Here is a 12,076-nt window from a genome sequence, read left to right as displayed (position 1 = left end):
TCAGTCACAGTAAGCAGACACACCCCTAGCCCCTCTTCTCTTGAGAAGGCTAGGGGTGTGTAGTTTCATTTATTACTTCAGGAACTCCAGCGTTTCAGCTAAAAAATCCGCAGGATTTTCGGCATGAAGCCAGTGCCCTGAATTATGTATTGTTTTTATTTCCGCCTGTGGGAAATGCAATTTTATAAGATCAAAATCTTCATCCTTTATGTAGCTGGATTTGTCTCCACGCAGGAAAAGCGTTGGCTCATGAAACACTGCCCCTTCCGGAAGTGCTTCTCCTATATTCTCAACAACTTTATTAAAGGCATCAAGATTAAAACGGAAGCCCAGCTTTTTGCCCGGTTCAACCCAGTAAACACTTTTTAGCAAGAACTGGCGTGTTCCCCAGTCCGGAAGATAAGGCTCCATAGCAGCCTCAACGGCAGCCCTGTCAGTATGTACTGAGAAATCAACAGCATTAAGTGCCGCCATTACATCCTGATGGTGTGGCTTATAATATTTAGGACCTATATCAGCAACCACCAGCTTATCTATCAGTTGCGGATATTGCACCGCAAAGAACATCGCTACCTTACCACCCATAGAGTGCCCTATAATATCAACCTTTCCTAAACCGTAATGATTAATATATTCAACCAGATCCTGCACCATTACAGCATAGGTAAACTCATCCGAATGAAAGCTCTTACCGTGGTTACGCATATCTATAGCGTGCGTTTGGAAACCTGCAGCAACATATTGCCCTGCCAGCGTTTTCCAGTTATCACTCATACCCAGATAGCCATGAATGATTAGAAGCGGCTTACCCTCCCCTTGTATGACAGAATGTAACAGCATATTATTTCAGTCGTTGAAGATACATATTCACTACATTCTCAAGTCCCAGGTATAATGACTCTGATATAAGGGCGTGCCCTATTGACACCTCCAGAAGTCCGGGGATATTCTCCTTAAAGAATTTGATATTATCAAGACTCAGATCGTGTCCGGCATTAATCCCAAGGTTCAGTTTATTGGCAAGTTCTGCGGCAGCCACATAAGGCTTAATGCCGCTTTCATTGCCCAAACCATAATCATGAGCAAAAGCTTCGGTGTACAACTCAATCCTGTCGGATCCTGTTAGTGCAGCACCTTCAATCATAGACAACACCGGATCTACAAAAATCGATGTACGTATACCATTACGCTTGAACTCGGCAATAACATCTGCCAGGAAATCTTTATGCTTTACGGTATCCCAGCCCGCATTGGATGTGATGGCATCATCAGCGTCCGGAACCAGTGTAACCTGTGTAGGTTTGGTTTCTAAAACAAGATCGATGAATTTTTTAACCGGATTTCCTTCGATATTATATTCGGTATATACCACCGGAACAAGATCGCGGGCATCCTGATAGCGGATATGCCTTTCATCAGGTCTTGGGTGAATGGTTACACCTTCTGCACCGAACTTCTGAACATCGGCAGCTACTTTTAAAAGATTAGGAACATCGCCCCCTCTTGAGTTACGAAGAGTGGCTATTTTATTTATGTTTACGCTTAATTTTGCCATATATTTGTATAGTGTGCATTTTCACACAAAAATACAAAGTTAAAAAGGCATAGTCTCTTTATTTTTGATTATTTTGCATAATATATTCCCATTTGCCCCATGACAGACATTACAGATTTTATCAATAAAGACATCAAGGCTTTAAGGACTACAGATAGCGTTGCTGATGCACAGGATCTGTTTGCCGATTATCCTTTTTCTCATTTTCCGGTACTGGAAGACGGCATATATATAGGTGCCGCCAGAGCAGAAGACATAGAGCTGGTGGATATTGACAAAACACTGGCCGACGTACGTTTTAGCTTTGACCGCTTTTTTGTAAGGGATACGGCATTATGGCTTGACGTGCTTGAGGTTTTTGCTAAAAACGAAACTAATCTGCTTCCGGTCCTTGATAAAGACAACAAATACCTGGGGTATTACGAAATTACCGATATCATTACCTTTTTTCACGAAACACCTTTCCTTAAGGAAAACGGAGGCATAATAGTGGTTGAAAAAGGCATCAACGATTATAGCATGAGCCAGGCTGCACAGATAGTAGAAAGCAATAACGGCAGATTGCTTGGGCTTTTTATATCTGAAGCTAATATGGAAAAGGTTCAGATTACCCTGAAAATAAGCCTTGGAGGTATGAGTGACATACTACAAACCTTCAGGCGTTATAATTATGAAATCATCACAGAACATCAGGAAGACGCTTACCTGAATACCTTAAAAGACCGCTCAGATTATCTTGACAAATACCTGAACATCTAAAACCTGCCTATGAAGATCGCTGTATACGGACAGTACTATAAAGATAACACCGAAGACATCATTCATAAAATGATTACTGTTTTCGAAAGGTTTAATCCCGAGGTAACTTTTGAATCGAAGTTTTATAATGTACTGAATGAGCACAACCTGCTCAACAAGGCTTTCGATACATACACCACTCATGAAGAGCTGGATAGCGGCTACAACCTGCTTATATGTATAGGCGGAGACGGCACCATGCTTCGCGCAGCGACCTATGTGCGCAATAAAGGCATCCCTATTTTAGGGATCAATGCCGGGCGTCTAGGATTTTTAGCTACAGTACAGCAGGAAAACATAGAGACTTTACTGCCTCTTATTTTTGAACACAAATACAAAGTATCGCCACGCTCGCTCCTTACTCTCGATTATGATGGCAAAGCTGAGGAACTTAATGAACTTGACTATGCGCTTAACGAAGTAACCGTGAGCCGTAAGGATACCACTTCGATGATAACCATAGAAACAAGGCTTAACGGAGATTATCTTAATGCTTACTGGGCAGACGGACTTATAATATCTACCCCTACCGGATCTACAGGCTATTCTTTAAGTTGTGGCGGACCAATATTAATGCCTGAGGTAAACAGTTTTGTAATAACCCCTATTGCACCACACAATCTAAATGCACGTCCTCTGGTAATACAGGACGACACAGAAATAGAACTCATCGTCAGCAGCAGAGAAAACCAACATCTTATCTCTTTGGATTCCCGAATAATAACCGTTGAAACAGGAACGGTACTACGCCTTAAAAAAGCACCTTTTAAAATCAATCTTGTTGAATTCCCACAGGAAAAATTCCTGGTTACTTTGCGTAAAAAACTGCTTTGGGGAGAAGACAAAAGAAATTAAAAATGCACAATTTTATTCCGTTTACATACTACACTGCATCTTCTTCCGTTTTCAAGACTGTATTTAATGCTAATTATGCAATTATGGATGTAAAAAGTCTATTGTTACAATAATTAGAAATCTATATTGTTATATTTGCAGCCAATTTCGAAAGAATGAAAAGGATCATTTTTATTTTATTGTTAATCGTAACGTCGCTAAACAGCCATGCTCAGATCAATGAACTGGGTGTATTTGTGGGTGGTGCAAACTATATCGGTGACGTAGGACCTACTAATTACATAGCTCCCAACGAGCCTGCACTTGGCATTATATACAAATGGAACAGGAGTCCGCGTCACTCATGGAGGGCTTCATTTACGTATGCAGACATTAAATCTAAAGACATCGATTCTGACGAGACATCGAGACAACAAAGAGGCTACGAATTTAAAAACACAATAAAAGAATTATCTTTAGGCCTTGAATTCAATTTTTTTGACTTCAACCTTCACGAGCCTGACTTTAAAATCACACCTTATACTTATATAGGTGCAAGTTATTTTTGGGCAGATGAACTTTATATAAGCGGAGGCGAAACGCATAGTGGTAACACAAAGGGCAATTTTGCAATACCAATGACGGTAGGCATAAAAAGCAACTTGTTCGAAAACTTTGTCCTTGGATTTGAAGTTGGTGCACGCTACAGTTTTACCGACAACATAGACGGAAGCAACAACCCTGACTATAAACCGTATGCGTTTGGTAACCTGAACAACAATGACTGGTATGTATTTACCGGATTTACCTTAACGTATACCTTTGGTGAACAGCCTTGCTATTGTGCTCAATAATATGGATATAACAACTACTATAAATACCGACAATCTTCCCAAACATCTTGCGATAATCATGGATGGCAATGGGCGTTGGGCTAAAAAGCAGGGATTATTGCGCGCTATAGGACACGAAAATGGCACAAAAGCCGTTAAGCAGGTTGTAGAATCCTGTGCAAAACTTGGCATCGAAAACCTTACGCTGTATGCCTTCTCTACCGAGAACTGGAACAGGCCCAAACTTGAGGTAGATGCCCTTATGAATATTCTGGTAAATTCCCTGAAAAAAGAACTACCTACCCTTATAAAAAACAACATAAGGCTTAATACCATAGGAAATACCGACCTTTTGCCCTCTAAAGCCCGCAGGCAGCTGCTTGACGTTATAGAGCAAACAAAAGGAAACAGCAGAATGACTCTTACACTTGCCCTGAGCTATGGCTCAAGGGAAGAGCTTATCTCTGCCTTCAAAAAAATAACCGAGAAAATAAACACAAATCAGCTAACTGTTGCTGATATAAATGAAAACACCATAAACGAGCATTTGTATACTCATGACCTCCCTGATGTTGACCTTGTGATCAGAACAAGCGGTGAACACAGGATAAGCAACTTCCTGCTTTGGCAGATTGCTTATGCCGAGTTATACTTTACAGATATTTTATGGCCCGATTTCAGGGAAAAAGACCTACATGAAGCAATCATCAGTTACCAACAAAGAGAACGTAGATTTGGAAAGACCAGTGAACAAGTTAAATAAAAAATCAATGCTTCAGAGAGGCATCAAATTGCTTTTTAGCATCTTAGTATTAGCCGCAGGGAATAAAGCTGCTGCTCAGGATGGTCCCCGCCTTGAAACAGGCAGGCAATATATCCTTGCCGATGTTCTCGTTACAGGTAAAATCAGCTACAATGAGCAAACCGTAGTTACTTTTACCGGTCTTGAAAAAGGACAGGCAATAAATGTACCCGGTGAAGAAATAAGTACAGCTATTAAAAAACTATGGAAGCTTGGTCTTTTCAGCGATATTGAATTTTATGAGGTAAAAACTCAAAATGACAGTATCTGGCTGGAACTGAACATTAACGAACTACCCAAACTTAGCGAAGCCAGGATTCAGGGCGTTAAAAAAGGTAAGCGCGAAGGCCTTATAAAAGACACTCAGCTTACAAAAGGTAAAATTGTAAATGAAAACCTCCTGACAACCACCAAAAATTATATTGAAAACAAATATAAAAAGGATGGTTACTACAATACTAAAGTTGCTATTAACGTAATACCTGACAGTACCAATACGGTAAAAATGGTAGTAAACGTTGACAGAGGCAGCAAAGTAAAAGTAAAATCGATCGCTTTTTCAGGGAACACCAAGCTTAGCAATGCAAAGCTGAAACAAGCCATGAAAAACACTAAAGTTAAGGCATTCCCTAACCCACTACGCATATTCAAGTCGTCAAAATTCGTTTCGGACAAGTACAAGGAAGACCTTAACAGCATTGTAGACAAATACAAAGAAAAAGGATATCGCGATGCAAGGATAACCGAAGATACTGTAGTATATGATGCTAAGAAAAACCTTGTTTCAATAAAAATCAACCTTGAAGAGGGTAACAAATACTATTTTGGTGATATAAAATACCTTGGAAACACGGTTTATACCAACCAGCAATTAAACCAGATTCTTGGCATTAAAAAAGGTGAAGTATACAACGGTATATTACTTCAGAAAAGAATTGCCGACCCGTCTAAACCAGATGGTATGGATCTTACAAACCTTTACCAGAACAATGGTTACCTGTTCTCAAACATCAATGCTGTAGAGGTTAAAACAGCTAATGATACTATTGACTTTGAAATCAGGATTGTTGAAGGTCCGATTGCCTACTTCAATAACGTAACCGTAGTAGGTAATGATAAGACAAACGACCACGTAATTTACCGAGAGCTTAGAACAAGACCGGGAATGCGTTGGAACAAAGAAGAGGTTATCGGTACAATCAGAGAACTTGGAGCACTTGGTTTCTTTGACCCGGAAACCATCAGGCCTGATGTAAAAAACCCGGATCCGGCAACAGGAACTGTAGATATCGAATGGAACGTTACTGAAAAAGGATCTAGCCAGATTGAGCTTCAGGGAGGTTATGGTGGCGGTGGATTCATCGGTACACTTGGTCTATCATTCAATAACTTCTCGGCAAGAAATATGTTCAAGAAAGAAGCCTATAAACCAATACCTATGGGAGATGGCCAAAAGCTTTCTTTACGCCTGCAGGGAAGTACCTACTTCCAGACATACAGCTTATCATTTACTGAGCCATGGTTTGGAGGTAAAAAACCAATACAACTTTTCACTACCTTATCGCACAGTAAACAATATTTGTATAACTTTAACACCCGCGATGTAGACAGAAATAAGAGTTTTACAATATCTTCGATATCGCTTGGGCTTGCCAAAAGGCTTAGTGAACCGGATTATTACATGAGATTATCTCACGCATTGACATTCCAGTACTATGACCTTAGCAACTATAATACAGGATTATTTACCTTTGGTAACGGACAGTCAAGAAACATTAACTACACAGTAGAATTAAGCAGGGACAACAGAGGATATAACATCATCTACCCATCAACAGGTTCTTATTTTAGTGTAAGTGCAAAGTTGACGCCTCCATATTCAATGTTTAACGGCATCGACTATGCAAACCTTGGCAACAAGGAAGAGTATAAACTTAAAAACACCGGAGCTCCTTATGAAGGTTCAGATGGTATTGGTATCGGTACAGGAGATTACATCCGTCAGGAAACCGTTAACGGAACAACAAGACAGTACCGTGCAAACACATGGCAAGAAGCTTCTGCTGACCAGGGTAAAGTAGACCAGCAGCGCTTTAACTGGCTGGAATACTATAAAGTTAAGTTCAAAGCTGATACATATACAAGGCTTGCAGGTACTAAATCGCATGAACTTGTATTACGCTCGCTTGCCGAATTCGGATTTATGGGAGCTTACAACCAAGCGAGAGGACTTGTACCTTTTGAAAGGTTCTACCTTGGTGGTGACGGTCTTGCCAACTATGCACTCGACGGAAGGGAAGTTATACAGTTAAGAGGTTACCCTAACCAGTCACTTGCTCCAATAGATGCAAGCGGAAACCAGATAGGAGGTACAATTTATAATAAGTTCTCAATGGAACTTCGTTACCCTATCACACTTAAACAACAGGCATCAATTTATGTGCTTTCGTTTGCAGAAGCAGGTAGATCGTTCAACTCGTTCAGAAACTACAACCCGTTTGCACTTAAACGTTCGGCGGGAGCAGGTCTTAGGGTATTTATGCCTGCATTTGGTTTACTTGGTATTGACTTCGGTTACGGATTTGACCCGGTTGAAGGCGGAACCCAAACAAATGGATGGGAAACACACTTCATCATCGGACAACAGTTTTAAAAAATTGGCATGATATTTTCTAATACGTAATAGGTTATGAAAAAATGTTTTTTTACAGTACTTTTTGCTTTAGCAGCCTTAATGGTAAATGCTCAGGGAGCACGTGGTATTAAGATTGCATATCTTGATATGAATTATATTCTTGATAAGGTACCTGACTATGCTGAAGCTAAAAATCAACTTGAGCAAAAAGCCTCTAAATGGAGACAGGAACTTGAAGTAAAGCGAAATGATATAGCCAAGCTTAAAGAAAGCCTTGCTCAGGAAAAAGCATTGCTTACTAAAGAGCTTATAGAAGAAAGAGAAGAAGAAATTGCTTTTCAGGAAAAAGAACTATTAGACTATCAGGAGAAGAAATTTGGCCCTACAGGCGACTTGATGTCCCAAAAAGCAGTACTTGTAAAACCTATACAGGATCAGGTATTCACTATAGCACAAGATCTTGCGGAAATAAGAAAATATGATTTTGTTTTTGACAAATCGTCCGATCTTACAATGATTGTAGCAGCTAAAAAACACGACATCAGCGATCTTATTATCAAAAGGATGTCACGCGCTGCTAAACAGGAAAAACTGAGCAGCAAGGAACTTAAAGAGTTTGAAAAACAAGAAGCTAAAGAAGAGCTTGAATCAAATCCTGACTTTGCCGAAAGACAAAAAGTTCTTGAAGACAGAAAGAACGCAAGAGATAAAAAACTTGAAGAGCGTAAAGCTTTACAGGAAGAAAAGAAAAGAGCTTATGAAGAAAAGCGTGAGCAGATGAAACGTGACAGAGAGGCTAAGTTGAATGGAACTGCACCGGCACCGAAATCGGCTGCTCCTGCTTCAACTGAAAGCAATCCTGCTTCTGGAAGCACCACTGCAAAAACAGGCGCACCTAAGTCAACGGCAAAAGAAAATAAAGCACCTGACACAAACGCCAAACCTGAAGCATCATCAACAGCGAAAACAGGAAATCCTAAAACAACTCCTGCCGATACTGATGCAAAACAGGCTACAACAAATGACTCAGACAATGCTACTCCGGAAAAGACAGCCGCTCAGCTTGCGAAAGAAGAACGCGACAGAAAACTGGAAGAGAGAAAGAAACTGATTGAAGAAAAAAGAAAAAAACAACAGGAAGATAGAGAGGCAGCAATAAAAGCGCGCGAAGAGAAAATTAACGCTCAAAAAGAAAAAACGTCTGCTCCTGCAACCGATACACCGGAAGAAAAAGAAACTCCGGCGACACCTTCAAACTAATAACACAGAACAAAAACGAAAAATTAATAATAAATACCTTAAATGATGAAACAATTGAAATCTTTACTAATCGCTGCGTTACTTTTTGCAGGAGCAAGTCAAACTGTTTCAGCTCAGGCTAAAGTATCTCACATTAATGTACAAGAATTGATGACGAATATGCCGGAGATGAAAGCTGCTAATACACAGTTAGAGAAACTTGGCAAAACATATGATACTGAATATGAAACTATGGTTACTGAGTATCAGAACAAAATTAAAAAATATGACGCAGAAGCAAATACTGTAGGTGAAGCTGTAAACAAAACCCGTGAGGCTGAAGTACAGGATATGCGTGCAAGAATCCAGCAGTATCAACAAACAGCTACTACTGAACTTCAGAAAAAACAAGAAGAGATTGTTAAGCCTATCCTGGAGAAAGCAAGAACTGCTATCCAAAAAGTAGCTAAAGCAAAAGGTTACCAATATGTACTTGACTCTTCTACAGGAAGCGGTGTGCTTTTAGCTGACGGTCCGGATCTTTTAGCAGATGTAAAAAAAGAACTTGGTTTCTAAGAAAACCATCATCAATACACAGAACGGCTCATTTTATGAGCCGTTTTTTTTTATATTTGTTATATGGATAAAAGCACAGCCCCTATCGGATTATTTGACTCAGGAATTGGTGGAACATCAATATGGAAAGAAATACACAACCTACTCCCTAACGAAGACACCATTTATCTTGCCGATAGCAAAAATGCTCCATACGGACAAAAATCGAAAGAAGAAATTATTGAGCTTAGCTTTAAGAACACTGAATACCTTCTGGAGCAAAATTCAAAGATTATTGTTGTTGCCTGTAATACTGCTACAACAAACGCCATAAAAGAATTAAGAGCAAAATATGATGTGCCTTTTATAGGCATTGAACCGGCAATAAAGCCGGCAGCCTTTAATACGAAAACAAAAACCATTGGCATCCTGGCAACAAAAGGAACACTCTCAAGCGAACTTTTTTACAAAACCGTATCTAGCCTTGAAGGCATCAATGTAATTGAGCAGGTAGGCTATAACCTTGTAAAACTTATAGAAGAAGGTAAGCTGGGTTCACCCGAAATAAAAGAACTCCTTGAAGAATACTTAAATCCTATGATTGAAGCCAATATAGACCATTTAGTCCTTGGTTGCAGCCACTACCCATATCTTGTACCTCAAATAAGAGAAATCCTTCCTGAGAGCGTTAAAATCATCGATTCAGGAGAAGCTGTAGCCAAACAGACAAAAGCAATCTTAGAGAAAAATAATCTATTGAATACAAACAGCCATAAAAATAAAAATGCCTTTTATACAAACGCTGATACGACTGTATTAAAAAGCATCTTAAATAACGAATATGAGGTTTTAAATAAAGACTTTTAAAAACTATTTGTCTTTATCAAACCACGAAGAATACATAACATAGTTATTAGATATTCTTTCTATTTCTCCTGCAAAGTCAGAAGCACTTATATCCTTAACTTTTTTAGCAGGAACACCTGCATAAATAGTACCCGATTCAACTACAGTATTCTGGGTTACCACTGCCCCTGCCGCAATAATGGAATTGCTCTCTACCACACAATTATCCATCACGATAGCCCCCATACCAATCAGCACGTTATCTTTTAATGTACAGCCGTGCACTATTGCATTGTGACCTATAGAAACATTATTACCAATGTCCGTTGGATGCTTTTGATATGTTGCATGTATAACAGCGCCATCCTGAATATTAACCTTGTTCCCTATCTTGATGTAATGAACATCTCCACGTATCACAGCATTAAACCAAACACTGCATTGTGCACCTAAAACTACATCACCTACTATTGTTGCGTTTTCCGCAACAAAACAATCCTCAGGTATCTGTGGATATTTTCCGTTAACTTCTTTAATTACCATATGCTTTAAAAAAATTGTCCCGATAGAATCTATCGGGACTGAATTAACAATATATGTTTTGATTAATTAACTGCAGGACAGTTACAATCATATTTCTCTCTTTTACAGAACAGGTTAAGACCTAATGTAATTTGATGGAAACCGCTGTTATCAAATCTCACGTTACCGGTAAGGTAAGAATAAGTATAAGCAAACATAACGTTTTTATAATTGATACCTATTATCGGAGTAAAATATTGAAGGTTTTGATCTGAAGTACTACCTCCATCTACGTATTGCGCTCCTTCAAGACTTCTTCTGTATGATAACCCTCCCCAAAGTCTTCCGAAATCCATTTCTTTATAAAGCTTAAGGTTTATATCAATAGTTTTCTCTTTTGTTTGATCTACCGCCTGGAACATAATTGATGGCTCCCACTGTAAAGACTCCTGGAATCCAAAAACATAACCTAAAGAGAAAAGGTATTTCCTTAAGTTATCACTTTCTATATCAGTATAAATATCCCTTTTACTTGCTATTACGTTCATAGCGGTAAAATGCGCATAAAAATCAAGATAGTGATATGACGCTCCTATATCAACATTGAAATATGAATCTTTTTGTTTCATCCCTCCGTCAACAATTGGATCAAACTCAGGGTCGAACTTAGTTTCATCAAGACGGCTGGCAATCAAACCTGCATTAATACCAAATGAAAGCTGATTCAAATCGTAATCACTTCTTGAAAAACGAATATGGTGCGCGTAAGTAAGTTTTGCCCCGGTTTGAGAATGATAACCATTCTTATCATTGAATGCAATAGCACCGATACCTGAAGAAGGACCAACACTACCATTAAAACTTAGGGTTTGTAATTGTGGAGCATCGTCCTGTCCAAACCATTGTTGGCGAGCAGTAAGCCTAACTTTAGCACAATTAGCTGCTCCGGCCATTGATGGGTGTATCAGATAGTAGTTATCAGACAAGTAATCTGAATAAACTGCTATACCTTCCTGAGAAAAAGACAGCTGCGTTAATAACAATCCAAAAATTAAAGAAATCTTTTTAAAATTCATGTCGACCTTTTCGTTTAATGAGAATGCGCTTTTTTATTATACCATACAGGCAATTAATGTTCAATAATCCCATTTGGTTACAGTGCTTTGTAATTCTGCAACTCCTTTATTTTACAGTAATTTTCCATAGCGGTCAAATATATAAATTTTTGTCATAGGTTGGTAATATAATCCTAATATTATTATAAAAAATGCTGCCATTACTGACAGCATTTTTAAAATTTAACTTTATTTCATTATCTCTTCAGTGAGAAATGCGATTTAAATTCACGTATCACGGTTGTTGTACCGTCATATTCCGGGTAGGTTACCGTAAACCAGTAGTCCGTTGCCGGTACCGGTGTACCGTTGAAGGTACCATCCCATCCATCACTGTCTGGG

At 39.1% G+C, this 12,076-nt stretch carries 13 protein-coding genes; 8 read left to right on the top strand and 5 right to left on the bottom strand.

Features of this window, described 5'->3' with window-relative positions; translation table 11 throughout:
- Nucleotides 1-72 precede the first annotated feature (72 nt).
- Together ACFSR3_RS00065 and ACFSR3_RS00060 are read right to left on the bottom strand one after the other, a co-directional pair.
- Entirely contained in the window at nt 73-837 is a 765-nt protein-coding gene (locus ACFSR3_RS00065; RefSeq protein WP_379819257.1) for an alpha/beta fold hydrolase, read from the bottom strand.
- A gap of 4 nt (nt 838-841) precedes the next feature.
- Nucleotides 842-1,555 (bottom strand): pyridoxine 5'-phosphate synthase, encoded by a 714-nt coding sequence (locus tag ACFSR3_RS00060; protein WP_379819147.1) that lies wholly within the window; start codon nt 1,553-1,555, stop codon nt 842-844.
- Nucleotides 1,556-1,654: 99 nt separating this feature from the next.
- Between ACFSR3_RS00060 and ACFSR3_RS00055 the strand changes: the two genes are divergently transcribed.
- The 8 genes from ACFSR3_RS00055 (at nt 1,655) to murI (ending at nt 10,118) form a co-directional block, all read left to right on the top strand.
- Nucleotides 1,655-2,314 (top strand): CBS domain-containing protein, encoded by a 660-nt coding sequence (locus tag ACFSR3_RS00055; protein ID WP_379819146.1) that lies wholly within the window; start codon nt 1,655-1,657, stop codon nt 2,312-2,314.
- Nucleotides 2,315-2,323: 9 nt separating this feature from the next.
- Entirely contained in the window at nt 2,324-3,208 is an 885-nt protein-coding gene (locus ACFSR3_RS00050; protein WP_379819145.1) for an NAD kinase, read from the top strand.
- Nucleotides 3,209-3,363: 155 nt separating this feature from the next.
- The gene (porG, locus tag ACFSR3_RS00045; RefSeq protein ID WP_379819143.1) at nt 3,364-4,041 is read left to right on the top strand and encodes a type IX secretion system protein PorG; all 678 of its coding nucleotides are present in this window, start codon (nt 3,364-3,366) and stop codon (nt 4,039-4,041) included.
- A 1-nt stretch (nt 4,042) separates the two neighbouring features.
- Nucleotides 4,043-4,783: an isoprenyl transferase gene (locus ACFSR3_RS00040; protein ID WP_379819142.1), complete on the top strand. Its 741-nt coding sequence runs from the start codon at nt 4,043-4,045 to the stop codon at nt 4,781-4,783.
- Nucleotides 4,716-7,475, top strand: coding sequence for a BamA/OMP85 family outer membrane protein (locus ACFSR3_RS00035; RefSeq protein WP_114758645.1), 2,760 nt, complete (start codon nt 4,716-4,718; stop codon nt 7,473-7,475). Before ACFSR3_RS00040 ends, ACFSR3_RS00035 begins: the two co-directional genes overlap by 68 nt.
- Nucleotides 7,476-7,511: 36 nt before the next feature.
- On the top strand, nt 7,512-8,717 hold the full coding sequence (locus ACFSR3_RS00030) for an OmpH family outer membrane protein (protein ID WP_379819141.1): 1,206 nt from the start codon (nt 7,512-7,514) through the stop codon (nt 8,715-8,717).
- Between the two features lie 45 nt (nt 8,718-8,762).
- On the top strand, nt 8,763-9,272 hold the full coding sequence (locus tag ACFSR3_RS00025; protein ID WP_114758647.1) for an OmpH family outer membrane protein: 510 nt from the start codon (nt 8,763-8,765) through the stop codon (nt 9,270-9,272).
- A 63-nt stretch (nt 9,273-9,335) separates the two neighbouring features.
- Nucleotides 9,336-10,118, top strand: coding sequence for a glutamate racemase (murI, locus tag ACFSR3_RS00020; RefSeq protein ID WP_379819140.1), 783 nt, complete (start codon nt 9,336-9,338; stop codon nt 10,116-10,118).
- Nucleotides 10,119-10,121: 3 nt separating this feature from the next.
- On the opposite strand, the gene ACFSR3_RS00015 is transcribed toward murI, so the two are convergent.
- The 3 genes from ACFSR3_RS00015 to ACFSR3_RS00005 form a co-directional block, all read right to left on the bottom strand.
- Nucleotides 10,122-10,640, bottom strand: a complete 519-nt coding sequence (locus ACFSR3_RS00015) for a gamma carbonic anhydrase family protein (protein WP_379819139.1) — start codon at nt 10,638-10,640, stop codon at nt 10,122-10,124.
- Nucleotides 10,641-10,702: 62 nt separating this feature from the next.
- Nucleotides 10,703-11,695, bottom strand: a complete 993-nt coding sequence (locus ACFSR3_RS00010) for a PorP/SprF family type IX secretion system membrane protein (protein WP_114758650.1) — start codon at nt 11,693-11,695, stop codon at nt 10,703-10,705.
- Between the two features lie 236 nt (nt 11,696-11,931).
- Nucleotides 11,932-12,076 (bottom strand): T9SS type B sorting domain-containing protein (locus tag ACFSR3_RS00005; RefSeq protein WP_379819256.1); only part of this gene is annotated, 145 nt, incomplete at its 5' end.

The organism is Flavobacterium suzhouense (assembly GCF_042684765.1).
In the GTDB taxonomy this organism is placed as follows: Bacteria; Bacteroidota; Bacteroidia; order Flavobacteriales; family Flavobacteriaceae; genus Flavobacterium; species Flavobacterium suzhouense.
The sequence above is the reverse complement of the archived record's forward strand: the minus strand, read 5'-3'. Positions and strand labels throughout refer to the sequence as shown.

What these genes read in the sequence shown, in the direction of transcription:
- ACFSR3_RS00030 (WP_379819141.1), top strand. Translation starts at nt 7,512, where the DNA reads ATGAAAAAATGTTTTTTTACAGTACTTTTTGCTTTAGCAGCCTTAATG.
- ACFSR3_RS00055 (WP_379819146.1), top strand. Translation starts at nt 1,655, where the DNA reads ATGACAGACATTACAGATTTTATCAATAAAGACATCAAGGCTTTAAGG.
- murI (WP_379819140.1), top strand. Translation starts at nt 9,336, where the DNA reads ATGGATAAAAGCACAGCCCCTATCGGATTATTTGACTCAGGAATTGGT.
- ACFSR3_RS00015 (WP_379819139.1), bottom strand. Translation starts at nt 10,640, where the DNA reads ATGGTAATTAAAGAAGTTAACGGAAAATATCCACAGATACCTGAGGAT.
- porG (WP_379819143.1), top strand. Translation starts at nt 3,364, where the DNA reads ATGAAAAGGATCATTTTTATTTTATTGTTAATCGTAACGTCGCTAAAC.
- ACFSR3_RS00025 (WP_114758647.1), top strand. Translation starts at nt 8,763, where the DNA reads ATGAAACAATTGAAATCTTTACTAATCGCTGCGTTACTTTTTGCAGGA.
- ACFSR3_RS00010 (WP_114758650.1), bottom strand. Translation starts at nt 11,695, where the DNA reads ATGAATTTTAAAAAGATTTCTTTAATTTTTGGATTGTTATTAACGCAG.
- ACFSR3_RS00035 (WP_114758645.1), top strand. Translation starts at nt 4,716, where the DNA reads ATGAAGCAATCATCAGTTACCAACAAAGAGAACGTAGATTTGGAAAGA.
- ACFSR3_RS00040 (WP_379819142.1), top strand. Translation starts at nt 4,043, where the DNA reads ATGGATATAACAACTACTATAAATACCGACAATCTTCCCAAACATCTT.
- ACFSR3_RS00050 (WP_379819145.1), top strand. Translation starts at nt 2,324, where the DNA reads ATGAAGATCGCTGTATACGGACAGTACTATAAAGATAACACCGAAGAC.
- ACFSR3_RS00060 (WP_379819147.1), bottom strand. Translation starts at nt 1,555, where the DNA reads ATGGCAAAATTAAGCGTAAACATAAATAAAATAGCCACTCTTCGTAAC.